Below are 25,626 nucleotides of genomic sequence, written 5' to 3' on the forward strand. Positions count from 1 at the left end.
GGACAGGGCGGCGGCGCCCTGTCCGCGCGGTAGCGGTACCCCTGTCAACGTCTGATGCGACGACCGGGAGTGTGCGGGCCTGTTGTCTGTGCCCGCACACTCCCGGTGGTTGCTGAGGCGGTGTGCTACAGGGGCGTGCGGCGATCCTTCTTGATGACGGATGCCCAGTGGGAATCTGCTGCCTGCGCGTCACGTGACGTCTGCTCGATCAACTCGGACATATGCTCGCACCAATCGTGCATGGTGCCGCGGCGCCGATTGCCATCTGATTCGAGCTTGCTATAGCCGGAGGTGACGACCAGGAACCCCCAGTTGATGGCGCCCGACGGGAGAGTGATCTCGTCGACGGTTCCACGCAGGGTGTCGTGCCTGCCCTTGAGCCGCGTCATCTCGGCGGGGTCGCAGGCGAAGGATGCTGTCATGACTGGCGTGCCTCCTCGTCATCGGGGCGGAAGTAGAGGTTATTGTCGGCGGCGTACTGGCGTGCGGTGTCCATGAGCTGAGGATCTTGTTCGAAGCACACCACGGGGGTGGGCCAGCGCTTGCCGTGGGCGGGAGGCTCCATGCCGATGAGCGTGAAGGTCCCGACCTTCTCGAGGGTCGCGCTCTCACCCAGCTTCAGTGTCTCATTCAGGTTGGGTGGCGCATTATCCCCCTTGAGCCAATAGACACGAATATCTGCTTGGGGAGTACCGGCAATGACAGTTGCTTTAGCTCCGTTGACGACGAGAAACGGAACGCCGTCAATGACTGGTGTCCAAATCGCGGAGGGAAGATCAATTATTGTTCCGCTGCATTGTTCCATGTTCTGTCCTTCTTCTCTAAGTGTGCACGCGCCGCTGAGGCTCGCGGCTAAGATCGTTGTAATGATGAATGCTATGGTGCGTTTGAGGTTGTCTTTCACCACAGGGACCCAATCGCGACGTCTCCGTAGTACTTCTGGAAATCCTCCCAGGAGATTGTGAACTCTCCGTCGGGCGTTGGGTCTTTGCAATTAGGAATCGAATTGAAGCCGTGTGGATTGACGAGGGTGACACCGGACTGGTCCGCTTTCTTAACCATGTACGAGTGTGAAGCATAAATTTGGATCGTCTGCTTCGTGCCGTCCGCGAGCGTTACATTCACGGGAGCTAAATCGTCCTTATAATTGCCGCTCGACGTAGTACTTGCCACGGTAGGCTGGCCACTGTTGACTGAGTTGATGATGTCCTGTCTTTCGGACTGATCGTAGCCGGCACCCCAACCGAAAATCCAGCCTTGTCCGTCAACGGTGTGCGTGCCCTTGCCGGTAATGTGGGGAAGGGCGTTTTGGGGGAAACCTCCATCGATTCCATCCAATCCGAAGATCCCGCTATCGTTGACGCCGTCGGGGAAGGTCTGGGCGTAGGCTTTCTCATAGAGGGAGATCACGCCGGTATGGCCGGACGAGGAGACGCCGTTTTTGTAGGTGTCCCGTACCAGAACTTCTTGCGAGGGGCCGGAGAACATACCCGGTTTCCGATAGACCGTCACGTAGTAGCCGTCGATGTTTCCCGACGAGTCGTAGTGTGGGCGAATGCCATCCGCGAGCCTCTTCTGTCCATCGCTGGAATTCATGATGGCCATGAGGGAGGCTAGGTAGTAGCAATCGCCGATCCGTCCTTGTCCAACTTGGCGTGGATCGTATTTTCCTGCCCTGAGGTCTTCAAGCTCTTGGTTGATGCATGTGCGATCGCTCGACGTGAGTCGCTGAGTCCTCGAAGGGTCGTCATTAGTTCCGACATGTTTGGAATTCCTCGCTACCGGCTCGATGGCGAGCGCCCCCTTGAGGCTCTGCGCCAGTTCCTCCGCCGACTGCTTGAGTTCCTTGTACTTCGAGTTGTAATCGTCCTGAATGCTCAACGCTTGCTTGCGCAGTTCCCAGAATTTCGACCAGCGGTCCGCCATGGGGGTGGCATCGAATTGTTTGTCGAGGTCTTGCAGGGCCGGGCGCAGGGTTCCGTCCACGTAGGACTTGATGGACCGGAGTTTCCAGTAGTACTTGTCGACGTCGCTGGAGGCGGACGTCAGGCCTGCGCCGAAGTTGTAGAGGCGCCTCGCTGCGCGCTGACTCGACTCACTGTAGTTATCGCGGGCCTGACCGGCCCACCTCGAGATCGAGGACTTAATGGAGATCAGGTCCGTCTCGGCAGAGTTTGCCTTCTCGGCGGCGGCACTGAGTCCGTCTTTGATGCCCGCGATCTGGTCGGCGTTTCCTGGTGGATCTGAGACGTAGGTTGAAAACCATCCCATGTCGTTTTCCTTATCAACTCTGAAACAGTGACCAAATGCTAACCGTCTTGAAAGGTTTTGTCAATGTCCTCGTGCCCCTCACGTCCGATGGGTGAGAGTGATCTCGTCGACGGCTCCACGCAGGGTGTCGTGCCTGCCCTTCAGTCGCGTCATCTCGGCGGGGTCGCAGGCGAAGGATGCTGTCATGACTGGCGTGCCTCCTCGTCATTGGGGCGGAAGTAGAGGTTGTTGTCGGCGGCGTACTGGCGTGCGGTGTCCATGAGCTGAGGATCTTGTTCGAAGCACACGATGGGCGTTGGCCAGCGCTTGCCGTGGGCGGGGGGCTCCATGCCGATGAGCGTGAAGGTCCCGACCTTCTCGAGAGTCGCGCTCTCACCCAGTTTGAGCTGCTGATACAAGCCTTCTGGCACATTGATGCCCGCTGACCAACTTACCGTGATCATGGCTTGCGGCATCCCATCGATGGTGTCGGCGTTCGTTCCCGTGATTCTCAGTGGGCTGAAGCCCTCAATGAGTTGATACCGGATAGCTGGCTCGAGAGCGATAATATCTCCGTCACAGTGTGTCATCTCCTGTCCTTCTTCTCTAAGGGTGCATGCGCCGATCAGGCCCACGGAAAGGGCCGCTGTGCATATGAATGCGATGGCTCGGTGGGTTAGCTTGTGCATCAGAGATCTCTTCGTCGCGTCTTCGTCGTACTTACGCGCACCATACCAGGCGATTGTGAACGCTTGGTCGACCATAGGATCGGAGGCGGGCTGGCCTTGGTACTGTGCCTGCCTGGCTGATCATCGTCTGATGGTCCGTTGTAATGCAGCCGCGGTGCGGGGTGTCCACGCCCTGTCGTGGGCGGCTTCGTTGCGAGTGGCGCGATTGGCGGCGCGAAGCTGCTCGTCGTAGCGTTGAGACTATTAACTAAGCGTTGCTGACCAACTAAAATTCTCCCTAGCCGAGCCGAAGGGGCGCTGGTAGTATTGTGCTGTCAATTTCAATGATGAGTGACGGCACGTCACGCACCGTTTCCCGGTCAGCGCTACAGAGAGGCAGCGCGCCGGTTCAATGGAGCCGCGTGCCCTAACAGGAAGGAGCGCACCATGCGCCCCACTAACTCCAAGTTCCTCGCACTCGGTGCCACGGCCTCGGCGTTCGCGCTCCTCGCTGGTGCCTGCGCCTCGGGAGGCGGATCGGCCAGCGGATCCGGTGGCGACCAGGTCCACCAGATGTACACCTGGGTCTCGACGGAAAACGACCGTGCTCAGTGGCAGTCCTTCGTGGATGCGGCCAAGGAGGCGAATCCGGACTTCACGCTGACCTTCGACGGTCCCTCCTTCAACGACTACTGGACCAAGGTCAAGACTCGGATGGTCGCTGGTGACGCGCCCTGCATCCTGACCACGCAGGCTGCACGCGCGCAGGAGCTGTCCGGCCTCCTCGAGCCCCTCGACTCCTATATGGAGAAAGCCGGCATCAAGGCCTCCGACTACAACGCCGCGATGATGCAGGGCATGACGGTCGACGGTCACGTCCTGGCGCTGCCCTACGACGCCGAGCCCGACGTCTTGTACTACAACCGCGAGCTCTTCGAGAAGGCCGGCCTCGCCGCGCCGACGACCTCGTACACGACCGCGCAGTTCCTCTCCGACGCGAAGGCCCTCACCGGTGACGGACAGTACGGCGTGGCCGTCAAGCCGCTGCTCCTGGGCAACGCGCCCGGCGACTTTGGTATCTCCTTCGGCGGCCAGGTCTCCCAGGATGGTAAGAACACGCTGACGGATCCCAAGTTCGTGGAGGGTGTGCAGTTCGCATTCGACCTGGTGCACAAGGAGCAGGTCGCGGTCGCCCCGAACGCCGCCGATAACGATGGCCCCGCCCAGACCGCCTTCACCTCGGGAACCGCCGCGATGATCATCGACGGCCCGTGGATGTACGGCGCCTTCGACAAAGAGCTCGGCGACAAGCTCGGCGTTGCCGTCATTCCGACGCCGTCGGGCCAGCCCCGCGCGGTCATCCAGGGCTCCGGCTTCGGCATCTCGAAGTCCTGCCCCGACAAGCAGGCCGCCTTCGACGTTCTCAAGCAGCTGGTCACCCCCGAGGTCATTGGCTCGGTGGCAGACAAGCAGGGGACCGTCCCCTCGGTCGAGTCCGCGATGGACAAGTGGGCCGCGAACAAGCCCGCTGACAGCGCCGAGGTGGTGAAGATTCTCCTCGAGAACGGCACCCCGCTCGTGACGACCACGACGTGGAACCAGATCAACACGTCCTTCCAGCAGTACTCGCCCGAGGGCTTCCGCGGCACCAAGACCGCGCAGGATATCCTCTCCGATCTGCAGAACTCCGCCGGCTGAGTCCGGCTCCCCATTGACGAGGCCGGGGTGACCTGCTCGGGTTCCCCGGCCTCGTTGGGTGGGTCCCTTGGCGTTAGCGCGGACGATGATGGTCGGCGCTGCGCGGTGAGCCCACCACGGTCTCTGTGATGGAAAGGTGACACTGCTGATGAGCACTGACACTGTGACACCCGGCCGCGAGGCGCCAGCGGGCGCGGCGGATACGGGTGAGGCGAAGGCCTCGAAGCGCGCGAAGAAGGCGCGCGACGCGGGTAAGCGCGGCGACGGCGTGCGCGCCCTCGTCTACCTGGCTCCGGGCATGACCGGCTTCCTGCTGTTCATCGTCCTGCCGCTGATCGCGTCCCTCGTGATCTCTTTCTTCGACTGGTCGCTCTTCGGGGGTGGCCGTTTCGTCGGAATCGACAACTACAAGCGCATGCTCAGCGGAGCGGACCCCGCGTTCTGGACGGTCATGCGTAACACCGTCGTGTTTGCGGCCTGCTACACGGCGCTCAACCTGGTGATCTCGATCGGCCTGAGCTACTGGCTCCAGCGGGTGCCGGAGTGGCTCAGCCGGATCCTGCGCGTCATTTTCTTCATCCCAGTGGTCACCCCGATGGTCGGTAACGCGCTGATCTGGCGCCTCCTGCTCTCCGACCACGGCGTTGTGAACTCCGCGCTGGGTGTCTTCGGGATCGAGCACATCCCGTTCCTGAATAAGCCCGTTCTGGCGATGGGGTCGCTGCTGGTGATGAGCCTGTGGCAGGGCCTCGGCTACAACATCGTGGTCCTGACGGCGGGGCTCAACGGCCTGAACACCTCAGTGCTCGAGGCCGCCACGATCGACGGCTGCAACGGCGTGCAGCGATTCTTCAAGGTCGTCTTCCCGATGATTTCCCCGACCGTGTTCTTCTGCACGGTCATGACGATCATCGGCGCCTTCAAGGTCTTCGCGCAGCCCTACTTCCTGACGCTGGGCGGCCCGGGAGAGTCGACCAACACGATCGTGTTGTCCCTGTACCGCAACGGCTTTTCTTTCGACAAGCTCGGGTACGCCTCGTCGATGGCGTGGGTTCTCTTCGTGATTGTCATGACGGTGACGGCCCTGCAGTTCGCGGGCCAGAAGAAGTGGGTGAACTACGATGCGTAGCAAAAAACGACTGTCGACCGCCATTTCGGTCGTCCTACTGGGGATTGTTGGGGTCGCGTTCCTGTTCCCCTTCGCGTGGATGGTCGCGACCTCCCTGAAGCCCACGACCGAGGTCTTTACCTTCAGCCCGACGGGCAGCGAGGTGGCGTGGGAGAACTATCCTTCCGCGCTGCGCTCGATTCCCTTCGGTCGGGTCGTGCTCAACTCGTTCATCGTGTCGTTGTCCGGCGCGGCCCTCGTGGTCGTCGTGTCGGTTCTGTCGGCATACGCGTTCGCGCGGCTGCGCTTTAAGGGGCGCGATCACCTGTTCATGCTGTTCCTGGGCACGCTCGTCCTGCCCCAGGAGGTCCTCGTGATCCCGCTGTACATCGGCATGCAGCGCATGGGCCTCGTGAACTCGTATTTCGCGCTCATCGTGCCCTTCGCGTTCGGGGCGTTCGGGGCGTTCCTGATCCGGCAGTTCCTGCTGTCCTTGCCCCTCGAGTTCGAGGAGGCGGCGCGCATCGACGGCTGCAGCGACTGGCAGATCCTCACGAAGATCCTCCTGCCCCTCCTGAAGGCTCCGATCACGGTGGTCGGCGTGTTCGCTTTCATCGACTACTGGTCCTCGTTCCTGTGGCCCCTCATCGTGGTCAACGATTCGACGCTGGCGACGATCCCGCTGGGCCTGCAGATGTTCTCGGGTGAGCGCGGCACCGACTGGGGTCCGCTCATGGCGGCGGTCACGATGACGACCATCCCGTCGATTCTGCTGGTCGTGTTCCTGCAAAAGCAGCTGGAAAAGGGCGTCACCCTGGGTGCCTTCGGGGGACGGTGATGAGCGTGGAACATCGTGAAACACTCGGCGAGTCCGCCCGCTGGGGGGCGTTGGCTCGCCCGACGCCGCAGTGGTTCCAAGACGCGCCGCTGGGAATCTTCGTCCACTGGGGGCCGTACTCGGTGCCCGCGTGGGCGGAGGATCACGGGGAGCTCGGCGTCGAGGACGACTGGGAGGCATGGTTTACCCATAATTCATACGCGGAGTGGTACTTCAACACGATCCGTATCCCGGGTTCTCCGGCGGCGCGACGCCACAAGGACCTGTATGGGGCTGCCCCCTACGACGCGTTCTTGGACGCGTGGGACCCGGATGCGTGGGACCCATCCGAGTGGATGCGTCTCTTCCGCCGTGCGGGCGCCTGCTACGCGGTGCTGACGACGAAGCACCACGACGGCGTGACGCTGTGGGACGCCCCGGAGACGGGCACGCGCAACACGGTTCGCCGGGGTCCGCGCATCGACCTCGTGGCGGGCTTCGCGGATGCCGCGCGGGCGCAGGGACTGCGCGTTGGCCTGTACTACTCCGGTGGCCTGGACTGGCACTATCGGCCCGCGCGGCCCATCCTGTCCGAGGATGACTGCAAGGACCTGTGCCGGCCGAAGGACGCGGATTACGCGCGTTACTGCTTCGTGCACGTGCGCGACCTGATCGACCGCTACGCCCCCGACGTCGTGTGGAACGACATCGATTGGCCCGACGAGGGGAAGAATTTCGGCCCCTTCGGTCTGGGCACGCTCTTCGAGTACTTCTACGCGGCTCGCCCCGAGGGGGTCACGAATGACCGTTACGGCGGCGTTCACGCGGACTACCTGACCAGCGAGTATCAGCACATGGGGGATTTGGAGACCAGCGGGAAGCCCTGGGAGAATTGCCGAGGCGTGGGCCTGTCTTTCGGGTACAACCGCGCCGAGGGGGACCATCAGTACCTGAGCGGGGCGGGTGCCGTCCGTCACCTGGTGGACGTCGTTTCGCGCGGCGGGCGCCTCCTGCTTAACGTGGGCCCGAAGGCTGACGGGACGATTCCTCGCGAGCAGCGCGAGTGCCTGGAGGGCCTGGGGGAGTGGAACGACCTGTATGGGCCGGAGCTTCTGGGTGTGCGTCCGGTGTCGGCAGAGTCGGCGCGGGCTGTGCGCGCGGTGTCGGCTTCGGGCTCGGACGAGGCCTGGGTGCGTCTCCTGGGGCACAGTGACCATGTGGCCGTGGTGGCGGATGCGTCCGTCTCGCAGGTGTCGGGTCTGCCCAGCGGATTCGCATACTCGCGTTCCGCGGTTCTCACGCCGGGCGCGGCGTGCTCGTGGGATGGGCAGAGTCTAACCCTGCAGGCGGGGGAGCAGCCTCCGAGCGATGCTCGCGGGGAGGCACTTCCGCTGGTTATCACAGCTCCTCGAGTGTGAGATGAGGTCGTCGGCGCGGGCGAGGGCCCGCGCCGACACCCTTTACACGAGCACGGGAAGCGCCGTGATCATCGCCGCCCCGATGACCAGGGCTCATGTGTGACGTAGCGTGGGCATCGAACGTTGATGGGGTGACGGTGATCGATCTCCCCGGGTCGAGCACTCACGGATCAGGTGGCACAATACGCCTCCACCCACACCCAACTATGAAGAGGCACCATTCCTCCCCTCATCGAGGACGCAGAGGCCCGCTCACGGAGCCACCAAGCTAGTGGCGGCGTTCCGGTCCGTGGTGGCCGCGCCGTTACTTCCTGCGGCGCAGCGCCACCACCAGAGCACCGGTGCCCACCAGGAGAAGGACGGCGGTGGTGGCGCCGATGCCGATGAGCAGGCCCGTGGAAGAGGACCCGCTGGTCTCGGATCGGTCTCCGGACGCGGTGGCCGATGGGCCGGTGGCAGGGTCGGTCGTGGGCGCGGGGGTGATGGTGAAGGGGTTGACGGGCGGGCTCAGCTCAGTGAAGGGCCCGACCGTGCCCGCGAGTTTGCCGGTGAAGTAGTCCTCGACGTCACCTTCCATGAGCGGCTCATCGGTCGCAGGTATCGTGGCCCCGTCGTCAACATCCCACATACAGATGGACATGTGGGTGATGTTCAACAGCGTGTTGAGATCTTCTTTTGAAGGGCTCGCGTTGCAGTGAGCGTTGTTCATGCCCGTGACGTAAAAGTCAAGGCGCTCGAAATAAACGTTGTCGAACGAGCTGGCGATCAGGTTGAGGTAGGCCATGGGCGGGCGCACCTGCATGTGCCCCGACTCATCCAGGGAATAGAACGCATGGCGCGCCTCACCCATGTAGTACGCTTCGATCTGGCAATCGTTCGACCCTGCTGTTGCCTCCACCACGTAGTCGGGGCCGGTGCCAGACCAGAACGTGGACACCAACTCCTGGCACTCCTGCTCGGTCAGGTTCCACCCGTTATCCCACTCTGAGAACACCAGCGTCAGGTAGGCGGCGGGCTTTGCGCCCTGCCCTAGAACGTTATATTCCCCAAATTGGAAGTTGGCGGTCATGCGGATGGTGCGCCCCGGGAACAGCGGAGTGGAGGGCGGCGCCGTGGGCGGGGTGGAGGGCACCGGGACAGGACCATCCGCGCGAGCGGGCAAGGCCGCCCCCGCCACACAGCACGCGGCTGCAACCGCGCACGCCACCCACCGGGCCACGCGCCGACCCACACCCGTCACTGTCGCCATCATCCTTAGTCCCCTCCCCTTCGTCGTCGATTGGATGCTCTACTCACCGAGCCACCGGGCTAGTACCGGTACCTTTTCAACCTAGCGAGGTTCGCCCCGGAAGGGTGCTTGTCGAACTCGTCAAGGGCGGCCTGTTTGGCCTTCGAGATGTACACCGCTTGAATCTTCGCGGCCTCCGCATCCAACCAGCTCTTAGCAGCGTCCTCATCCTTCTCCAGCATATCCAGCGCTGTTTGAATCTTCTCAGCGAAATCGGTGGCGTGCTTGGCCATCGCATCCAGCGCGTCAGCCTCTTCGGTGAGGTACTGCTTGTGCTTGGTGGCGAAGGCCTGGGGACCTGATTCCGCGCTCCACTTCCCCTCGGTCTGCAGCTCACTATTCGTCCTCAGCAAACCTGCTGCTTGCCGTAGTTTCGGGGCCACCTCTTCGCGGAGGGCCTTCTCCCAGTCCTGCCACTTCTCCTTAGTGACCTGCATCTGAGCGCTCACAACGACTACTCCTCTCTGAGTTGACGCGCCACTGTAACACTGCCAGCCTACCAGATGGCAGGCGGCGCTGGAAAGCCTCACCAACATGCGCACAGGCCCAGCCCGAGGCTCTCGACGACCGCGGATGGAGAAGTCCGCTCACCACCAAGGACCTCAACCCCTACCCGCAACCTCAACCAGCACTCGACCACCCACACTCAACTCGGAAGAGCCTGGTATCCAGACCCGATCGAGGTCGATGAGGACCCTCAGGACTGGCTGTCTTGCTCGTCGCCGGGGAAGGGGAGGCCGTTGTCGGCGGCGTAGGTACGTGCAGTGTCGATGAGCTGGGGGTCCTGCTGGAAGCAGACCACCGGTGTCGACCAGCGCCTCTCCCCGGAGGGTGGGAGCACGTCGACGAGAGTGAAGGTACCGACGTTGTCGAGGGTCGTGCTCTCCCCGACAGTGAGGGCCTGAAACGTGCCCTCCGGCACGTTGACTCCATCGGACCAGCTCACGGTGAGCGTGGCGTGTGGCGCGTCGCCGGCAGCATCGGCCTCGATGCCCGTGAGCCGCAGGGGACTGAACCCTTCGATGAGCTGATACCTGATCGCTGATTCAAGAACGTAGGTCGTGCCATCGCACGCAGGCAGGTCGCGTTCCTCGTTGGGCGACGAACACGCTCCAACGAGCGACGCGGCGAGTCCGAAGGCCACGACTGATACGTGCGGACATGACATGACCCCCTGAGTGATGTTGACGGTTGGGGCGCTCGGGCGAGCGCAGCGGTGAAGCCGGTTACAGGTACTTCTTGAAGGTTGTCTTGATCGCGAGCATGGTGTCGATCATCCAGTTAAAGTGCTCGGTCCACTGGGCCCTGTCGTCGAATGATACGTTCTTATGGACGACGATGCGGCTCGCTTTGCGGTTCGGGAGCTCCCGCCAATCAAAGCTCAGGCCGGCCTCGGCTTCAATCGTCTCCCTCATGGCGTAGAGCGAGCGGAATAGGTCCTTGTCCTGGTTGATATACAGCTCGACACTCAGCTCGCTTCGCTTGTGGACCTGTGATGCTTCGATATGGCACTGAGACGAGTCGATGCCGAAACTCATCCAATACTCCTTCGAGGGCTTGCCACGGTGGAAGCTGCGCGAAAAGCGTGTGTCCTGAAAGGCGTAGTCCTGGAATGCGGCCCAGTAGTCGTAGCGTAGCTGCTGGCCCTCATCCGGTGACGTCGCCTTCTTGACTTCCTTGGTCCAATCGTTGGGTCGTTCGACAACCTCGAATTTCACGGCCGGATCGGAGGAACCGATGCGAAACAGCTTGATTTCGCACAGGAAGAAACCGATGTTCTCATCGGTGTGGTTGTTGAGCCATTCGACCGCGGCGCGATGCTCCTCTCGCGCGCGTTTAACGAGCCACACGATCACATCCGCCGATTTACCAGACGCGTAGGTGATCAGCTTTCCGAGGTGGTCGTGATCGGTGTCTTCCAGCTGGTTCTCGATGATGATTGTTCTGTCCGTGCCGGTCTCCGACGCGAAGATATCGACGTTGAAATCGCCGACGCAGGACTCTATCTCGTCAACCGTCATGTCAATCTCGATGGCGTCAGAGAGGAGGGCCATGTTCTCGTCCTGCGCGAGCCACGGGGTGAAATCGAGTGCCTCGTGGGGCCATACCGTTCGCAAGTCGCGTATCTCTTCGAGCCTGCTCAGAGTGACCATCGTGTGATTCCTTGTCGTGTTATACCTGCGAACCCGTTGCGCGGCCGCTGTTGTTGTTCACGGGAATGGCGCGGCGTATCGGCGCTCCGGAGAGATCAGAGGGAGGTGAGGCGGTCGTCTTTGATGACGTCCGCCCAGGTGGCGTCCGCTTGCTCGGACTCGCGGGAGGTCGCCTCAATGGCCTCGGACATGCGGGTGCACCACTCCTGCATGATCTCGCGGCGATCAGCGCAATCCTCCGCCAGCTCCTTGTACGCGCCGCGCACGACGGAAAAACCCCACGCGGCTCCTTTCGGCGGCACGATGACCCTTTCCAAGTCGGAACGCAGCTCCTCATGCCTGGCGATCAACGCCCTCATTTCGTCCGTGTCGCACGCGAAACCCTTGCTCATGAGTGACTCCCATCGTCGATCGTGTCGGGAAAGAACAGGCCGTTGGCTCCAGCGTATCGGCGCGCCGTGTCCATGAGGCGCGGATCGGGTTCGAAGAGAATGACCGGCCGTGGGAACATATCGCCGTCGAGGGGTGCTTCCATGTCGACCAGGGTAAAGCTCCCGACGTTGCTGAGCGACGCGGACTCCCCCTGGGCCAGTTCTGCGCGCATCCCCGGAGGGGGAGTCCCCGCGCCGGGCTTCCATGTGACCGCGAGCGTGACGCGGGGAATCCCGTCTGTGATCTCCGAGCGAAGAACGCTCATGGCCGGCTCGCCGAATCCGTCGATCAGGCCGCAACGAACGGCGTTACCGGGGATGATCCACCGGCGGTCTTGGTGAGTCATGTTCTGCCTATCGTGTCGGGGTGGAAGTGCTGGGGGAGCAGCGACACCCTCAGGTGAGAAGAGCGCCCTGCGCGCGGTGCCGCGTTATTTGACGGCACCGAGGGTGACGTTTCCGTAGTACTCTCCGAAATCCTCCCAGGAGATGGTGAATTCCCCGTTGGGGGTGGCGGTGCCCGTCTCCGAGACCGTGTTGGTACCGTGCGGATTGACGAGCGTGAGGCCCGACGAATCGGCGTGTGTGACCACGTAGGAGTGTCCTCGGTAGATGTCGATGCGCGTCTCCTGCCCGTTGGGCAGCGTCACATCCACGGGGGCGGTTCGGTTCTCGAACGCGTCGCTGTTCTCCGTGTTGGCGATGGTGGGCTGCCCGCTGTTGGCGGCCTCGATGATCGTCTGTTGTTCGCTGGCGTCGTAGCCGCTTCCAAAGCCGAAGAGGCCGTCCCCGTCAACCGTGGATGTTCCTTGGCCAGTGACGCGTGGAAGAGCCTCACGGGGGTAACCGGCCGCTATCCCGCTTTCAAAGAAGGTTGACCTGTTGACTCCGCCCGGGTGGAGCTGGGAAAACGCCTTTTCGTACAGGGAGATGACGCCCGCAGACCCGCTGGAACGCGCTCCGTTGGCGTAGGTGTCTCGCACCAGGACTTCCGTGGAGGAACCGGAGGAGAAGAAGCCGGGCTTGTCATAGACCGTGACGATGTAGCCGTCGATCGTTCCGTCTTGGCTGTAGTGCGGACGAATACCATCAGCGAGGAGGGCCTGCCCCTCGGGGGAGTTCATGACGGCCATCAGCGATGCCAGGTAGTAGCAGTCACCGATGCTTCCCTGAGCGATTGCGCGCAGGTCGAAGCCGCCCTCGCGCAGGGCCTTGAGTTCGGCGTTGATCCTGTCAATGTCGCGCTCGCTGAGGCGCTCTGTGCGGGAGGGGTCAAAGAATCCACCCGCGAACTTCGACTTTTTCGCGACGGGTTCGATCGACAGAGCCTGTTGCAGGCTGAGGGCGAGGTCCTCGGCCTCTTGCTTGAGCCTGTTGTAGCGCTCCCTGTATTCGCCTTGGAGGGTGCGTGCTTCGGCAAGGAGGGAAAAGTACGCGTCGAGGCGCTGTGCGGCGGGAGTGCGCGTGAATGCGTCGTCGAGCTCTTGCGCGGCGGGACGCAGGGTGTTCTCCACGTAGTTATGCATGGCGCGCACGCTCCACGAGTAGGACTCGACGTCGTTGGCCGCACAGGCCATGCCCTCGTTGAAATGGATCATGCGGCTGCGCGCTCGCTGCTGTGATTCCAGGTAATCGAGGTGAGCGTGGCCCCTCCACGTCGCGATGGACGAGGGAATACGTGACACCGCCTGTTCTATGTTCTCCGCTTGCGCGGCGCTCTCGTGCAGGGTCTGAGCGAGCGATGCGATGGAATCTGCGTTACCGGGGGCCCCAGGGATCATGGATGAAAACCAAGTCATGGCGCGTCCTTTCTCGCCAACCGTGGTGTCCTCGTGACCGACAATAGCTGAAGCAGTGATGTGCGTCAAACATTCCGGGGTGCGGGATGCGTGCGGGAGTCGCGTCCGTGCCGCGTGCGGGACGCGTGCAGGAGGGGGGCCGGGGGTGTCCTCGATGGAGATGGCGGGAAGCACTCCTTTGTGATTGCTTGAGGCTATTCTCCGTCGTCCACAAGTCTACGGCGTGCGCGCCATCCCGTCAACAATTTGTTAGGACAAACTAGCAATTCTTTATCACTGTGCGAAAAGATTGGCCTCGAAGGAGTAGCGCGACGCGCGGTAGATGTGGTCGCCGTACTCGACGACGCGCCCGGAGGGGTCGTATGTCGTGCGCTGCGTCGTCAGCAGGGCGGCTCCCCGGTGCTCGGACAGGAGCTTGGCCTCCTTGGCGGTGGCGGTGCGCGCCCCGATGACCTGGCGCGCCGAGGCCAGGGCGACTCCGCGCTCTCGCATCATGTCGTAGAGGGAGTTGGATTCGAGCTCCTGCATGGTCGGCGCGATGTCCGCGGGAATGAGATTCGTAAGGACGGCGATCGGCTCGCTGTTTGCAAAACGCGTCCGTTCGATGTGGACGACGAGCGTGTCCTCGGCGACCTTGAGGATGTCGGCCTCGGTCTCGGTGGCGGGGCGTGCCTCGTAGCGCTGGATCGTCGTGTGGACCTGGTGTCCGGCCTCGACGAGGTCCTTCATGAGGGAGGTGAGCTCCATGGGGCGGTGCACCTGGCGCGGGGAGACGATGGTGCCGACGCCGCGGCGTCGCGTGAGGAGGCCGCGATCGACGAGGCGCTGCAAAGCCTGGCGGGCGGTGGGGCGTGAGACGTGTAGGCGGGCGGCCATTGACAGCTCATCCTCAAGGCGCGTGTCTGCGGGCAGTGCGCCCGAGTTGATCAGCTCGGCGATTGGCTCGCAGATCTGGAAGTATAAGGGGATGGGGGAGGAGCGATCCAGGGTGATGTCCGGGACGTAGGGCTCGCTGGGGGAAGCCTTGGGGGAGTGGGACATGGTCGACCTTCGTAGGGTGGGACTTTGGCCTTGTGAAAATATACGGTTACATGGTAGCAGTCTTTGTGGGCGGGTGGTGACAACGATGCGCACGCCCTATTGTAAGGACAAATTGCGACGATTGTGTGTCGATGGTTCATCCTAGGCTGGTCAGGTGCGAGAGCCGCCCCAACGGAGAGGAAGGACCTAGCATGTCCCTGGATCGACGCTATGTCGACATTCTGACAATGGGGCGCTCCGGCGTCGACATCTTCCCGCTCCAAGCCGGGGAGCATCTCGAAGATGTCGAAACCGTCGGAAAGTTCCTCGGCGGGCTTAGGCTGGTGTTGTTGACACTTCGTTAAGCGGGTGTGTGTGCCTGCGGCCAGTGAGGTGCCTGTTATGGGAACTCGTCGTCGTTTTACGCCGGAGTATCGTCGTGATGTCGCGTGTCTGGTGTTGGATACGGGGTCTACGATCGCGTCTGTGGCTCGGGATTTAGGGCTGGGTGAATCGGTGGTGGGCCGGTGGGTCACACTCGAGCGCGAGCGACGGCGCGGGGTCGGGTGGTGATGGGCTGTCCGATGGTGGCGCGGCACAGGGCCTGCTGTTTGGGTGCGACGCCCCTTCATGCCCGGACAAGACACGGGGGGAATTGCACCATTAGAGGCGCGACACGCCGGCGACACGCCGATCGCGGGCTTCTAATGGTGCAAAACCCCCCATTGCGCCTGGGGGTGAAGGTGGCTGCGGTGCCCGCGGGCGGCGGGAGGCCGCACGGAAGTCCGGCGGTGGAGTGCTGAGGGGAGGCTAGCGGGCCACGGCCTCGTCGATGATGGAGGAGACATCGCGGGCCACCGACGCCCACGTGAAATGCTCGCGCACGCGCGCCCCCACGGCGGCGGCGCAGGAGGCTCGACGCACCGGATCGGTCACGGCCTCGCGCAGGGCGGGGACGAGCGCGTCCGTGAGCTCGGCGGACGTGCGGCCGTCCACGATCCAGCCGAGGGCGGGGGACGTGATGACCTCCTCCGTGCCGCCGCGAGGCGTCGCGATGATCGCGCAGTCGCCCAGGGCCGCCTCGAGGATCGAGGTGGGCAGCCCCTCCGGGTACATCGACGGGTAGACGAACACGTCGGAGCGGCGGTACAGGCTCATGACGGCCGGGAAATCCAGCTTCCCCAGGAAAGACACGGCGGGGTCGGAGCCGTAGCGCTCGTGCAGTTCGTCCTCGATCGGGCCCGAGCCGGCCACCGCCAGGCGCAGGGGGACACCCGGGAGCTCGGCGCGCAGGCGCGCGAAAGCGTCCAGCAGGGCGACGATGCCCTTCTCGGCGATGAGGCGGCCCGCGTAAGAGATGACGATCTCGCAGTCCTCACGCCCGCGCGGCCACTGACGTTCGTAGCGGTCGTCGGCCACCGCGGTATCTTCGGGGGTCACCGCGTTATACCACACGCCCGCGGCCTCGATCCCGAAGTGACGCAGCCACTTGTTGCAGTTGCGTGACACCCCGTAGTAGGACGTCACGTGCTTCTTGACGAAGTGGGTGAGGCCATGCTCGTAGATGCCGCCGAAGAAATCCAGGACCGGGTTTCCGACGCTCATGTGCGCGGTACCATGCTCGATGAGGGCGACTGGGCGGCCCAGGCGATGCGCCAGGCGCGCGCCGAGCAGGCTGGTCAGGTGGAAGCGCGTGTTGACGATGTAGAAGTCCGCATTTTCAGCCTCGACGGCGGCCATCGTCTCCTTGAAGCGGGCATCGCGCTTGAAAAAGGGGTAACGCTGCTTGAACAGGCCCTTGGTCGGCAGGCGATAGATGCGCAGCCCGTCCTTGTCCTCGAAACGAGGCAGGGACTCGTCGTGCAGGGACGTGACGATGAAGACGTCGTAGCCGAGAAGCCTCAGCTGCTCGCTCAGGCGGTCCTGGTAGCGTTCGATGCCGCCCAGGTAGGGCAGGAAGAACTCCATGAAGATCGCGATCTTGACGGGATGGTGAGCGCGGTCAGTCATTGACGGACTCCGTTTCGGTGGGCGCGTTGCGCACGGGGATGAGCATGAATGCGACGAAGAGCGCCGCGAGGAGGGCCATGGTGGCCGCGTAGGCCAGGGATGCGCCCATCATAGCGAAGGAGCGCACCAGCGGCGCCGCCGCCAGGTAGGCGGTCCCTCCCGCGATCAGGAACGCGACGAGGACCGCGCGCAGGCGGCGCATGGTCGCCAGCGCGTAGTAGAGGATGACGCCGGCCGCGTTGAGGGCGCCACCGAGGACGAGCACCATCAGCTCAGGCACATAGTCGGACACGTCCGTGCCGAACACGAGGGTCAGGAGCGGAGCGCCGATGAAGTAGGTGACGAGCGCGACGAGGACGAAGGCGAGCGCGGTCGTCAGGAGGCCGCGGCGAACGATCGCGAAAAACTCCCCGCGTTTGCCCTCGGCCCAGCGCAGCGCCATGCGGGTGAGGAGTGGACGGAAGACGAACAGGGACAGCATGTTGATGGCGACCGCAGGCATGTAGATGATCGCGAAGACACCCAGCTCCTCGTCCCCGAGGCTCGCGTGGATCGCGAAGCGCGGAGCGTTGGCCAGGTACTGGTTGAGGAACGCGGCGATGAACAGGGGCAGGCATTCCCACAGGATCCCGCCGATGCCTCGTAGATTGAACGAGGGCAGCAGTGAGAACAGGCCACGCGCGGGAATCCCGTAGGCGACGACGAGCACGACGCAGGTGACCGCGAAGGTGACGAGTGTGGCGAGGAGCAGATCCTGGGTGACCCAGTACAGGCCCGACCACAGGAACGTCGTCGTGAAAATGCGGGCGAAACAGGCCTTGCCGGCGATGTCGAGGCGCCCGGAGCGCTGAAACTCCGAGTAGTACACGTCCTCGAAGGCGTCGAAAATGCGCAGCAGCGCCATCGCCGCGATGACCGTGAACGCGGGGTAGGGGTCCTTCGTCGAGGAGTTCCACGAGTGGATCAGGATCAGGCACACCATGACCAGGCAGGTCAACAGCCTCGTGGACAGGTAGGTGCCGAAGTCGAAGCGTCGCCGCACGTCGGTCACGTGGAAGGTGCGCACCTCGTACAGGCCCACCGTCTGGTACTGCTGGCCGATCGCCAGGGCCAGGGTGAACAGGCCGTACTGGGCGCGCGCGAAGGAATCCGTCGCGCCCGAACGCATGATCGCCACGCCCATGATGACCACGGCGAGGCTCGACATGAGGGAGGCGGCCGTGTTCCACAGGTAGTCGCGCCCGAGCTGGCCGCGCGACTCGAGGGCCTCCTCGGTGGTCTCGACGGCCCCTCCCGTGTCCGAGGTCTCGGGCAGGGACGAGGCCGTGGTGTCCTTCTCGCTCACGCGTCGGCTCCGTCCTGCGAGGCGGGGCCCGGGTCATGGGGACCAAACACGATGTGGAATGGCTCGTGGGTCACCCGATCCTGCGGATCTGGGATGCGCATGTAGTCGCCGTAGCCGCGCGTCAGCACGACGTCGTAGGCGGCCGGGATGCGCACGGTGATGTCGTCGAAAGGCACGGAGCGGGCGGGGAAGAGCTCGCCCTCCGAGGCGCTCCAGCGGCGCGGGTCGCGCGTGGAGAAGTCGCCGTAGAGCGTCGTCCCGTCGGGCGCCACCTGCGGGTTGTCGCGCCCCTTGAGCGCGGCGCGCAGCCAGCGGCGGTACAGGGTGGCCTCGTTCACGCGCAGCGCCCGCATCCCCCAGTGAGCGCAGGCCATCGCGGCGGAGGCCAGCTGGCGAGCCGGTGTGGGCAGTCCCGTCGGCGGGTTGGGGATCGAGCGCAGGAACATGAGGCGCGCCCACAGCCACGTGCCGCGCGACTGGGCGCGGAAGCGCGCCGGATCGTCCGCGATCTGGTCCAGGACGAACAGGTCCACGCCGATCGGCATGCGGAAGGCGCGGTCCTTCGCGACCTTCGAGACGAACTCGGAGCCCTTCAGGCCGAGCACGCCGAAGCTGATCGGATAGTTCGGGTGCGTGGCGGGGGAGGCGATAAAGAACTCCTCTCCGAGGAGGGCTGGGGCCTCGGCGATGAAACGCTCGTAGTCCGCGCGCGGCATGCACACGTCCCCGTCGTCGTCCCACGGGATGAAGCCATGGTGGCGCACCGCGCCGATCGCCGTGCCGCCGTAGGCGACGTAGCGCACGCCCAGGAGCGAGCACACGCGGTCGATCTCAGCCAGGCACCGCTTGGTGACGCGCTGAATAGCTGCCAGGGTTGCGGGATCTGCCGCGCTCATGTCTCTCCGATCGCTCGATGGGGCCCGGGGCCTACAGGGAGTCGGCGTAGGGGCCGAAGTCGATGACCGCGGCCTCGTGGTTGTAACGCTGCTCCGGGGGCGGCAGCTGCATATAGTCGCCGTATCCGCGCCGCAGCAGCGCGTCGTACTGGTTCTGAATCATGACCGTGATGTCCTCGAAGGGGACGTCGCGCGTGGGGAAAAATTCCTCCTCGCGCACGATCCAGTTCTGCGGGTCGCGCATCGTGAAGTCCGCGTAGACGCCCGTGCCGGCCCCCTCGTATCGGCGAACCGCCTTCTCCCAGCGCTCCTGCAGGCTGCGAGGCGTCGCACGCGCGGCCTTCAGGCCCAGGTGCGCCACGGTCGTCGCGGAGAAGATCAGCGCCTTCTTCCACGCGGGGGTGTTGATCAGGTGGGGACGAGGCGTCCCCTGCAGGAAGAGGAGGCGACCCCACCACCACGACTGGCGGGACATCTGGCGGAAGGCCTTCTCGTCGGCCGGGATCTCGTCCAGGGGCAGGATGTCCAGGAAAAACGGCATGCGGTACTTCGAGTCCTTGTCGGCCTCGGGAATCAGGAGCGTGCCCGGCATGACCATCTTCGTGAACATGAAGGGGAAGTCCTCGCGCGTGCGCGTGTTATCCAGGCGGAAACGCTCATCCAGCAGCGCGGGCGCCTCGGACAGGAAACGCTCGTAGTCGGCGCGCGTCATCATCACGTCGATGTCGTCATCCCAGGGGATGAAGCCGCCGTGGCGGATCGCGCCAATCGCGGTGCCGCCGTAGATCGCGTAGGACACACCGATCTGCCGACAGACCCGGTCGAGCTCGGCCAGGATCAGCGTCAGGAGCTTCTGGACCTTACGCAGGTCGGTGTCGGGCGTCGTCATAAGTCCTCCGAATACGACTAAGCGGGTGGGCGCGCCTGCGCCCACCCGCCATTGTCTCACGCCTGAGAGGTGCTGACCTTCTCCGAGCGTTTGGGAAGCAGGTCACCCCAGTTCGAGGTGGCCGCCAGGACCGTGCCCACCAGGATGATGACGCAGCACAGGACCTGCATGGGCGTCGGGATCGTTCCCTGCAACACCAGGGCAAAGATGATCGCCCACGCCGAGTAGGAGATGTTCAGGGCCATGCCGCGCGAGGCGCCGATGGCCGACAGGGCCTTGTAGTAGAAGAGGTACGAGGCCGTGCCCGCCAGGCCGGCCAGGGCAACCACGCCCGCGGACAGGTGAGCCAGCGAGTGGAGCGTGAAGCCGAAGATGCCCGCGATGGGAGCAACGATGAAGAGGTAGACCATGGCCGATGTGGTCTCGCGGATCTGGAGGGCCACCTCGTTATCCACGGCCTCGTCGCGCATACCCCACGTGAGGATCACGGCCTCGGAACCCCAGCCGACCACGCAGGCCAGGGCACCGGCGACGCCCAGGATCGCGTTGCCGCCCTCAATCGGCTCCGCCGTCGCCGACCAGCCCGTCGCGACGATCGCGCCAAGCGCGACCAGGAGGGCAATGATCTGACGCGGAGCCATGCGCTCCTTCAAGAGAATGAAGGCCAGCAGGGTGCCCAGCGCCGGGTAGAACGTCGAGATGATCGCGGTCAGGCCGGGGCCGATGTTGTCGATGGCGATGAGGTAACCGCTCATGCCGATCGGGCCGCCCAGGAGCGCCGCAGCGATGACCGACTTGCCGGGGCGCGTGCGCAGCGCCGCCCAGGTGTCCTTCAGGCGGCCTCGGAGAGCCATATACACGACCAGGATGACGGCACACGCGACGTCGTGCAGGACCGCGCCGGCGAGCGCCGACTGGCCGAAGTCGGCGAACGGAATCATGGCTAGCGCGATCGCTAGGACGACCGTGTCCAGGCCCCATAGCGCGCCCGAGAAGAAGCCGTAGCGCTTGCCTCCGTGCTGTGTTTTCATGCCAGTTCACCCTCCTGGGAAACCTGCGCGCCCGAGGTCGAGGTGGCCTCGTACGAAGCGAGCAGGGAATCGATTGTGCGTGTCGCGTGCGAGTAGTAGATGTAGAGCCATTCGCCGACGTCGTCGCCTTCGGCCTCCTTGACCAGCGCCCACAGGTACCAGCACCAGCCGGCAAAGACCTCGTAGGCGAAGAAGTGGCGCGCCTCGCGCTCGGTGGGGGTGTGGCCCAGGTAGTACTCCAGGGCGGCGGCCGCGCGCTCGCGGGTCATCTCCGCCGTGCACACGGTCATCGTGCCGAAGTCGGCAGCCATGTCCGACATGCCCGCGTACTCCCAGTCGATGAGACTGATGTTGCCATCGTTATCCACCAGGAAATTCGGGGGGAAGAAGTCGTTGTGCGAGGGGACCTTATCGAAGCCGTCCGTGTCCGCGAATGCTTTCAGTCGCAGGACCTTGTCGCGCAGCTCGAAGTATCCGGGAACGTCAATCGGGCCGAAAGTCTTCAGGATGCCCTCGTAGCGCAAGCCTTCGGTGACGAAGTCGAAGGAGCGGTCCAGCACGCGACCGGAGGTGTGCAGGGCGCGGTCCATCTCCATGGCCGCTTTCAGTTCTTCGGGGCGGGTCACGTCCAGGTTGCGCACGTCGCGCACGAAACGCGAGAGCTTCCATCCCGCCGCCGGGTCACCCGTGATGAAGGTATCGTCGATGCCGAGTTCGGCGGCCAGGCGCAAGCCGGCGAACTCTGCGCTGCGGTCCACGATCTTTTCCGTGCCGATGCCGGGGTGGCGGTAGACGTACTCGTCGTCTCCGACCGCGAAGTGGCACGACAGGTTCGTGATGCCCTGCTTGAGGGGGTAGAAGTCGCGGATCTCCGACTTTGCGCAGCCCAGAGTCTCGACGATGTGGTCGAATACCTCGGAGTCGACGTTTTCGATGAACAGCGGATCGAAGTCGCGCAGCTCGTCGACTGAATCGAACTCGTGGATGACGCCGTCGGGGTAGCGGCGGATCACCATGTCGAACGACTTGATGTGATCCAGGTAGATGGACTCCCACAGCTTCGAGACTGTCTCGGGCTTGTCGTAGACCTGTTCGAGGATCTCGCGGAACGTTGCGGAGAAGTTGCGGTCGAAGTAGACGTGGCCGAGCATGACCCACGCATCCTCGCCGCCCACGGTCGCGCCCGTGATGCGGTCGCCCGCGCCCACCTTGATGCACCACTCGTCGGTGGGGCCCTCGACGTAGTTGGCCGAGTAGTAGGACTTGTAAACGTAGGATTCGAAGGGGTTGGTCGTGAAGTAGTCGTCCGAGGAGCACACGTAGGTGTTGTCCAGGCGTTCCCGCACGCGCCACAGGGAGCCGTTGTTGTTGCGCGTGGCGTACTCGCGGTTGACGACGATGTCGACGCCGTACTTGTCTGCCAGGTAGAAGAAGTATTCCTTCTTGTAGCCGACGACCAGCGCGATGTTCGTGATGCCAACCTCGTGGAGCTGGCGGATCTGGCGCTCGACCAGGATCTCGCCGCGCACCTTGAGCGTGCCCTTGGGGCGTTCGTAGCTGATCGGGGCGAATCGGGAGGACAGGCCGGCCGCCATGATGACGGCGCCCGTGACGCGATAGGGTTCCAGCGCTGCGCGTCCCGCGTCGGTGATGGCGCGGTCCTCGATGTAGCCGGCGGCCTCACACTCGCGCGTCGCGGTGTTGACGCGGCCCAGGCTCATGTTGGTGGCCACGGACAGCGCGCGCTGCGTGAGTGCGGATCCGGCCCGTGCCAGGGCGGTCAGGACGTTGAATTGGGGTTCGCTCAGGGTGCCAACGTTCGTCGACGACATGCGACCACCTTTCGTTCACTGGTTCAGCTGGGTGAAACATGTTCGAGCGTAGCATCCGTAGCTCAAAAAGTGAACATGAGGGGTGGTCGAATTTAGTGATCTTGTAGTCTCTCGCGGGTCACTCCGCCCCACAGGTATGCGGCCAGCGCGATGGCGACGAATCCGGCGAGCGCGCCGACCACCCACACGGTCATCGGGCCGACGGGAGCGTTCGGCCACCACCACTCGTTGCCGTCGCTCAGGTTGCGCGTCGACAGGTCGATCGGCATCCCATGCGCCGTGTGCCCGAAGGCATAGCGCTCGATCACCAGGTACAGCGCCCGCGCGTTCGTCAGCGCCCACACGGCGGCGACGAGGCCCGTGCCGACGCGCCCCGCGACGCCCTGCGGCACGCGGAAGGGACGGCTACCGAGCGAGCGGCCACCCTCGTCACGGGCGGGGGAGGGGGCCAGGAGCATGAGCATGAAGACCGCGAAGAGCGGCAGCATGTAGCGCGGCTGGTAGGTGAGGACGTTGTTGAAGTGTCCGCGCAGGCCAATCACCACGGGAACGCCCGTGATCGCGCCGGCCACCGTGATCGCAGACAGGACCTTACGCCAGGACAGCGAGCGCAGCGACCACGCGAGGAGAGCGACCACCACGAGGGAGGCGCCAGAAGACACCGTTCCCTGATAGGACACGTCGTTCCAGCCCGGACCGAACAGGTAGCCGACAAAGCCGCGCAGATAGTTGGGCAGCGCAGACACGTTCAGGTACACAATGCGCCACCACGACTCCCCCGAGACGTCACTCCCTGACGCCAGGTGCGAGGCCGCCACGTTCGTGCGCGACATGACCCAGATACCCACGGCGGAGGCGACGCACGACAGGCAAGCCTCGGGCACGATGCGCCTGCTCAGCGGCACAGCAAAGGCCAGGGCGACCGTGATGACGAAGAGGAAGAAGGCGCTGTCGCCGCGCGACGTGCACGCCAGGACCGCCCCCGCCAGCGCGCAGGCAATCAGCCCGGCGCGCCTGCGCCCCTCGGAGCGCGTGGACGCCAGGAGAGCGGAGGCGAACGCAAACGTGCCGGTCATCGCCCACGAGGAGGGGTTCATCCCGGTGATGAAATAGAAGCCCATCGGAAGCCACGCGACCGTCAGGGCGACGCTGATGGCGCGTCGCAGACCCGAGTCGGCCAACGCGATGATCGCGCCAAGCAGGCCGATCGCTAGCAGCGCGTTAAACGCCCGCAGCGCCAGCACCGCGCGATTCGTCGAATGCTGCACGAACAGATGGGCAAACTGGTAGTAGCCCCACGGGTAGTTGCCGTCGTCCCAGCGCAGGGTCGGCGCCAGCTCCTCGTCCGAGGCGTTGAGGGCGCACTGCGCGGAATTATCGTGGTCGAAGGCGTAGCAGGTGACGTACTCTTTGGCCAGCGACTGCGGCACCATGACAGCCTTCTCGCCGTCCTTGGTGGAGATCTGGCAGCCGGTCTCGTCCACGGGCGGTGGACACCACATGGACCCCACGTGAAAATCCTCGTCCGGCGAGGAACCAACGGGGGATGAGACCACCCACGCCAGCGACGCCGCAATGACCGCGACCACGAGGAGGACCGCGAGAAGGTAGCGAGAGCGAGCGGGCGTGCCACGGCCTCGTCCAGGGGCACCGGGGGTGGAGGAGGCCGACTGTGCCTCCTGCGGTCCTCCCTCACCCACGCGCAGTTCCTGCGGTTTCTCGCTCACGCGCCCACCGTCGTCTTAGGCGCGGGCGGCGGCGCGGAACGCCTCGATGTGCACGGAGGCCGCGCGGGCCCACGTGAACTCGTCGGCGCGCGGAATCGCCGCCGCGCCCAGCGCCGCGCGGCGAGCAGGGTCATCCAGCAGCTCGGTGAGAGCGGAAGCAATCGAATCGGGGTCGATATCGCAGTAGGCGACGGCGTCGCCGCCCACCTCCGGCAAAGAAGTCAGGCGCGTCGTCAGCGTTGCGGCGCCGCAGCTCATCGCCTCCAGGACCGGCAGGCCGAAGCCCTCCGCGATCGAGGGGTAGGCCAAGATAACGCAGCCCGAGAGGAAACCGGGCAGGTCCTCCAGCGGCAGGTAGCCGGGGCGCAGGACCGTCAGATGCTTCGGAACCGAGGCCAGGGCCGGGTCGATGTCCTCGTCCCACCCCTTGCCGCCGGCCAGCACGAGGGCCGGCGGATTCGGGCGATCGGCCACGGCCTTCACCCAGCCACGCACCAGATTCGGTACGTTCTTGCGGGGCTCCAGCGTGCCCAGGAAGCCGATGTAGTCGCGGCCCTCCAGGCCCAGAGACGCCTTGACGCGCTCGCGCTCGGCGTCCGAGACCGGGTGGAAGATCGAGCGATCCACGCCGTGGTAGGCCACGTAGAACTGCGAGGGATCCCCGCCCGCGTACTTGATCGTCTCGTCGCGCGTGGCCAGGGAGGGCACCACCAGCGCGTCCGCGCGGCGGATAGCGCGGCGGATAGCGGCCGTGAAGAAACGCTGCTTGAGGGGCGAGTGCGCCTGCGGGTGAGAGAAGAACGTCGCGTCGTGCAGCGTGATCACCACCGGGACGCCCGGGAACTGCGGGCACGTGTAGTGGGGGGAATGCAAGACGTCGGGACGCACCTTGCGGATCAGCTTGGGCAGTCCCGTCTGCTCCCACGCCATGCGCGCCGGACGCGACTCGAAACGCCGCGAAATCGGAATGATGCGAGCCGAGGGAAGGCGGGTCGCGAAGTGCTCGGCGTCGCGCTCCTGGACTGCCATCGTCAGGTCCACGCCCTGGTCCACCAGCTCCGGGACGAGGTCGTCCACGTAACGGCCGACGCCGCCCAGATCCGCGGGGATGGCGGTTCCGTCCAGCAGGACGCGGATCGGATGCGAGTGTGAAACGGTGTAGGCCACGATCAATCCCATCGGTTGGGCAGGAGCAACTGGTCCCCTTATCGTATGCCATTTTGTTCTCCCTCACGTTTTACCGGCA

At 64.3% G+C, this 25,626-nt stretch carries 25 protein-coding genes and 1 pseudogene; 6 read left to right on the plus strand and 20 right to left on the minus strand.

Annotated elements, in window-relative coordinates:
* Positions 1-125: 125 nt before the first annotated feature.
* From QU663_RS02850 to QU663_RS02865, 4 genes are all read right to left on the minus strand, one after another.
* The gene (locus QU663_RS02850; protein WP_304990663.1) at positions 126-422 is read right to left on the minus strand and encodes a hypothetical protein; all 297 of its coding nucleotides are present in this window, start codon (positions 420-422) and stop codon (positions 126-128) included.
* Positions 419-805 carry a hypothetical protein gene (locus QU663_RS02855; RefSeq protein ID WP_034481382.1) on the minus strand — a complete coding sequence of 129 codons (387 nt, stop codon included), beginning with the start codon at positions 803-805 and terminating at the stop codon, positions 419-421. Before QU663_RS02855 ends, QU663_RS02850 begins: the two co-directional genes overlap by 4 nt.
* 95 nt (positions 806-900) lie before the next feature.
* A complete protein-coding gene (locus QU663_RS02860; RefSeq protein WP_021611923.1) occupies positions 901-2,271 on the minus strand; it encodes a hypothetical protein in 1,371 nt (456 codons plus the stop codon).
* A gap of 182 nt (positions 2,272-2,453) precedes the next feature.
* Positions 2,454-2,840, minus strand: a complete 387-nt coding sequence (locus QU663_RS02865) for a hypothetical protein (RefSeq protein WP_156912136.1) — start codon at positions 2,838-2,840, stop codon at positions 2,454-2,456.
* Between the two features lie 525 nt (positions 2,841-3,365).
* Here QU663_RS02865 and QU663_RS02870 point away from each other — a divergent pair.
* From QU663_RS02870 to QU663_RS02885, 4 genes are all read left to right on the plus strand, one after another.
* Positions 3,366-4,616, plus strand: a complete 1,251-nt coding sequence (locus QU663_RS02870) for an ABC transporter substrate-binding protein (protein ID WP_021611921.1) — start codon at positions 3,366-3,368, stop codon at positions 4,614-4,616.
* Positions 4,617-4,764: 148 nt separating this feature from the next.
* Entirely contained in the window at positions 4,765-5,745 is a 981-nt protein-coding gene (locus QU663_RS02875; RefSeq protein WP_021611920.1) for a carbohydrate ABC transporter permease, read from the plus strand.
* Positions 5,738-6,562, plus strand: a complete 825-nt coding sequence (locus QU663_RS02880; protein ID WP_021611919.1) for a carbohydrate ABC transporter permease — start codon at positions 5,738-5,740, stop codon at positions 6,560-6,562. The genes QU663_RS02875 and QU663_RS02880 overlap by 8 nt, the downstream gene beginning before the upstream one ends.
* Positions 6,562-7,959 (plus strand): alpha-L-fucosidase, encoded by a 1,398-nt coding sequence (locus tag QU663_RS02885; RefSeq protein WP_021611918.1) that lies wholly within the window; start codon positions 6,562-6,564, stop codon positions 7,957-7,959. Before QU663_RS02880 ends, QU663_RS02885 begins: the two co-directional genes overlap by 1 nt.
* A gap of 304 nt (positions 7,960-8,263) precedes the next feature.
* Here the strand turns inward: QU663_RS02885 and QU663_RS02890 are convergent, their stop codons facing one another.
* The 8 genes from QU663_RS02890 to QU663_RS02925 form a co-directional block, all read right to left on the minus strand.
* Positions 8,264-9,211: a hypothetical protein gene (locus tag QU663_RS02890; RefSeq protein ID WP_304990664.1), complete on the minus strand. Its 948-nt coding sequence runs from the start codon at positions 9,209-9,211 to the stop codon at positions 8,264-8,266.
* 56 nt (positions 9,212-9,267) lie between these two features.
* Positions 9,268-9,696 carry a hypothetical protein gene (locus tag QU663_RS02895; protein WP_304990665.1) on the minus strand — a complete coding sequence of 143 codons (429 nt, stop codon included), beginning with the start codon at positions 9,694-9,696 and terminating at the stop codon, positions 9,268-9,270.
* A 248-nt stretch (positions 9,697-9,944) separates the two neighbouring features.
* Complete coding sequence (locus QU663_RS02900) at positions 9,945-10,391, minus strand: hypothetical protein (RefSeq protein ID WP_021612209.1); 447 nt, start codon at positions 10,389-10,391, stop codon at positions 9,945-9,947.
* A gap of 82 nt (positions 10,392-10,473) precedes the next feature.
* Positions 10,474-11,400 carry a DUF4268 domain-containing protein gene (locus QU663_RS02905; RefSeq protein WP_021612208.1) on the minus strand — a complete coding sequence of 309 codons (927 nt, stop codon included), beginning with the start codon at positions 11,398-11,400 and terminating at the stop codon, positions 10,474-10,476.
* A gap of 95 nt (positions 11,401-11,495) precedes the next feature.
* On the minus strand, positions 11,496-11,792 hold the full coding sequence (locus tag QU663_RS02910; RefSeq protein WP_021612207.1) for a hypothetical protein: 297 nt from the start codon (positions 11,790-11,792) through the stop codon (positions 11,496-11,498).
* Entirely contained in the window at positions 11,789-12,178 is a 390-nt protein-coding gene (locus QU663_RS02915) for a hypothetical protein (protein ID WP_021612206.1), read from the minus strand. Before QU663_RS02915 ends, QU663_RS02910 begins: the two co-directional genes overlap by 4 nt.
* 84 nt (positions 12,179-12,262) lie before the next feature.
* Positions 12,263-13,630 (minus strand): calpain family cysteine protease, encoded by a 1,368-nt coding sequence (locus QU663_RS02920; RefSeq protein ID WP_021612205.1) that lies wholly within the window; start codon positions 13,628-13,630, stop codon positions 12,263-12,265.
* A gap of 273 nt (positions 13,631-13,903) precedes the next feature.
* On the minus strand, positions 13,904-14,671 hold the full coding sequence (locus tag QU663_RS02925) for a GntR family transcriptional regulator (protein WP_296494980.1): 768 nt from the start codon (positions 14,669-14,671) through the stop codon (positions 13,904-13,906).
* A 191-nt stretch (positions 14,672-14,862) separates the two neighbouring features.
* On the opposite strand from QU663_RS02925, the pseudogene QU663_RS02930 reads away from it, so the two are divergent.
* Together QU663_RS02930 and QU663_RS02935 are read left to right on the plus strand one after the other, a co-directional pair.
* Positions 14,863-14,985 (plus strand): annotated as a pseudogene (locus QU663_RS02930) (5-dehydro-2-deoxygluconokinase); the annotation flags it as partial.
* 67 nt (positions 14,986-15,052) lie between these two features.
* The gene (locus QU663_RS02935) at positions 15,053-15,223 is read left to right on the plus strand and encodes a transposase (protein WP_084437431.1); all 171 of its coding nucleotides are present in this window, start codon (positions 15,053-15,055) and stop codon (positions 15,221-15,223) included.
* A gap of 237 nt (positions 15,224-15,460) precedes the next feature.
* On the opposite strand, the gene QU663_RS02940 is transcribed toward QU663_RS02935, so the two are convergent.
* The 8 genes from QU663_RS02940 to QU663_RS02975 form a co-directional block, all read right to left on the minus strand.
* Positions 15,461-16,660: a glycosyltransferase family 4 protein gene (locus tag QU663_RS02940; RefSeq protein ID WP_021612201.1), complete on the minus strand. Its 1,200-nt coding sequence runs from the start codon at positions 16,658-16,660 to the stop codon at positions 15,461-15,463.
* On the minus strand, positions 16,653-18,005 hold the full coding sequence (locus QU663_RS02945; RefSeq protein WP_021612200.1) for a lipopolysaccharide biosynthesis protein: 1,353 nt from the start codon (positions 18,003-18,005) through the stop codon (positions 16,653-16,655). The genes QU663_RS02940 and QU663_RS02945 overlap by 8 nt, the downstream gene beginning before the upstream one ends.
* Positions 18,002-18,901, minus strand: coding sequence for a phosphorylcholine transferase LicD (locus QU663_RS02950; protein WP_021612199.1), 900 nt, complete (start codon positions 18,899-18,901; stop codon positions 18,002-18,004). Before QU663_RS02950 ends, QU663_RS02945 begins: the two co-directional genes overlap by 4 nt.
* A 31-nt stretch (positions 18,902-18,932) precedes the next feature.
* The gene (locus QU663_RS02955) at positions 18,933-19,790 is read right to left on the minus strand and encodes a phosphorylcholine transferase LicD (protein WP_021612198.1); all 858 of its coding nucleotides are present in this window, start codon (positions 19,788-19,790) and stop codon (positions 18,933-18,935) included.
* 56 nt (positions 19,791-19,846) lie between these two features.
* Positions 19,847-20,821, minus strand: coding sequence for a DMT family transporter (locus QU663_RS02960; RefSeq protein WP_021612197.1), 975 nt, complete (start codon positions 20,819-20,821; stop codon positions 19,847-19,849).
* Positions 20,818-22,653: a phosphotransferase gene (locus QU663_RS02965; RefSeq protein ID WP_021612196.1), complete on the minus strand. Its 1,836-nt coding sequence runs from the start codon at positions 22,651-22,653 to the stop codon at positions 20,818-20,820. The genes QU663_RS02960 and QU663_RS02965 overlap by 4 nt, the downstream gene beginning before the upstream one ends.
* A 92-nt stretch (positions 22,654-22,745) precedes the next feature.
* The gene (locus QU663_RS02970) at positions 22,746-24,380 is read right to left on the minus strand and encodes a DUF2142 domain-containing protein (RefSeq protein ID WP_232210940.1); all 1,635 of its coding nucleotides are present in this window, start codon (positions 24,378-24,380) and stop codon (positions 22,746-22,748) included.
* Between the two features lie 15 nt (positions 24,381-24,395).
* Positions 24,396-25,559, minus strand: coding sequence for a glycosyltransferase family 1 protein (locus QU663_RS02975; protein WP_021612194.1), 1,164 nt, complete (start codon positions 25,557-25,559; stop codon positions 24,396-24,398).
* Positions 25,560-25,626 lie beyond the last annotated feature (67 nt).

Origin of the sequence: Schaalia sp. HMT-172, from assembly GCF_030644365.1 — a bacterium.
GTDB lineage: Bacteria > Actinomycetota > Actinomycetes > Actinomycetales > Actinomycetaceae > Pauljensenia.

Bases quoted from the DNA above. Each gene is read 5' to 3' on its own strand.
- QU663_RS02880 (WP_021611919.1), top strand. From the start codon at position 5,738: ATGCGTAGCAAAAAACGACTGTCGACCGCCATTTCGGTCGTCCTACTG.
- QU663_RS02855 (WP_034481382.1), bottom strand. From the start codon at position 805: ATGGAACAATGCAGCGGAACAATAATTGATCTTCCCTCCGCGATTTGG.
- QU663_RS02975 (WP_021612194.1), bottom strand. From the start codon at position 25,559: ATGGGATTGATCGTGGCCTACACCGTTTCACACTCGCATCCGATCCGC.
- QU663_RS02875 (WP_021611920.1), top strand. From the start codon at position 4,765: ATGAGCACTGACACTGTGACACCCGGCCGCGAGGCGCCAGCGGGCGCG.
- QU663_RS02860 (WP_021611923.1), bottom strand. From the start codon at position 2,271: ATGGGATGGTTTTCAACCTACGTCTCAGATCCACCAGGAAACGCCGAC.
- QU663_RS02935 (WP_084437431.1), top strand. From the start codon at position 15,053: ATGGGAACTCGTCGTCGTTTTACGCCGGAGTATCGTCGTGATGTCGCG.
- QU663_RS02925 (WP_296494980.1), bottom strand. From the start codon at position 14,671: ATGTCCCACTCCCCCAAGGCTTCCCCCAGCGAGCCCTACGTCCCGGAC.
- QU663_RS02905 (WP_021612208.1), bottom strand. From the start codon at position 11,400: ATGGTCACTCTGAGCAGGCTCGAAGAGATACGCGACTTGCGAACGGTA.
- QU663_RS02955 (WP_021612198.1), bottom strand. From the start codon at position 19,790: ATGACGACGCCCGACACCGACCTGCGTAAGGTCCAGAAGCTCCTGACG.
- QU663_RS02885 (WP_021611918.1), top strand. From the start codon at position 6,562: ATGAGCGTGGAACATCGTGAAACACTCGGCGAGTCCGCCCGCTGGGGG.
- QU663_RS02865 (WP_156912136.1), bottom strand. From the start codon at position 2,840: ATGACACACTGTGACGGAGATATTATCGCTCTCGAGCCAGCTATCCGG.
- QU663_RS02890 (WP_304990664.1), bottom strand. From the start codon at position 9,211: ATGATGGCGACAGTGACGGGTGTGGGTCGGCGCGTGGCCCGGTGGGTG.
- QU663_RS02960 (WP_021612197.1), bottom strand. From the start codon at position 20,821: ATGAAAACACAGCACGGAGGCAAGCGCTACGGCTTCTTCTCGGGCGCG.
- QU663_RS02920 (WP_021612205.1), bottom strand. From the start codon at position 13,630: ATGACTTGGTTTTCATCCATGATCCCTGGGGCCCCCGGTAACGCAGAT.
- QU663_RS02940 (WP_021612201.1), bottom strand. From the start codon at position 16,660: ATGACTGACCGCGCTCACCATCCCGTCAAGATCGCGATCTTCATGGAG.
- QU663_RS02950 (WP_021612199.1), bottom strand. From the start codon at position 18,901: ATGAGCGCGGCAGATCCCGCAACCCTGGCAGCTATTCAGCGCGTCACC.
- QU663_RS02870 (WP_021611921.1), top strand. From the start codon at position 3,366: ATGCGCCCCACTAACTCCAAGTTCCTCGCACTCGGTGCCACGGCCTCG.
- QU663_RS02910 (WP_021612207.1), bottom strand. From the start codon at position 11,792: ATGAGCAAGGGTTTCGCGTGCGACACGGACGAAATGAGGGCGTTGATC.
- QU663_RS02965 (WP_021612196.1), bottom strand. From the start codon at position 22,653: ATGTCGTCGACGAACGTTGGCACCCTGAGCGAACCCCAATTCAACGTC.
- QU663_RS02850 (WP_304990663.1), bottom strand. From the start codon at position 422: ATGACAGCATCCTTCGCCTGCGACCCCGCCGAGATGACGCGGCTCAAG.
- QU663_RS02915 (WP_021612206.1), bottom strand. From the start codon at position 12,178: ATGACTCACCAAGACCGCCGGTGGATCATCCCCGGTAACGCCGTTCGT.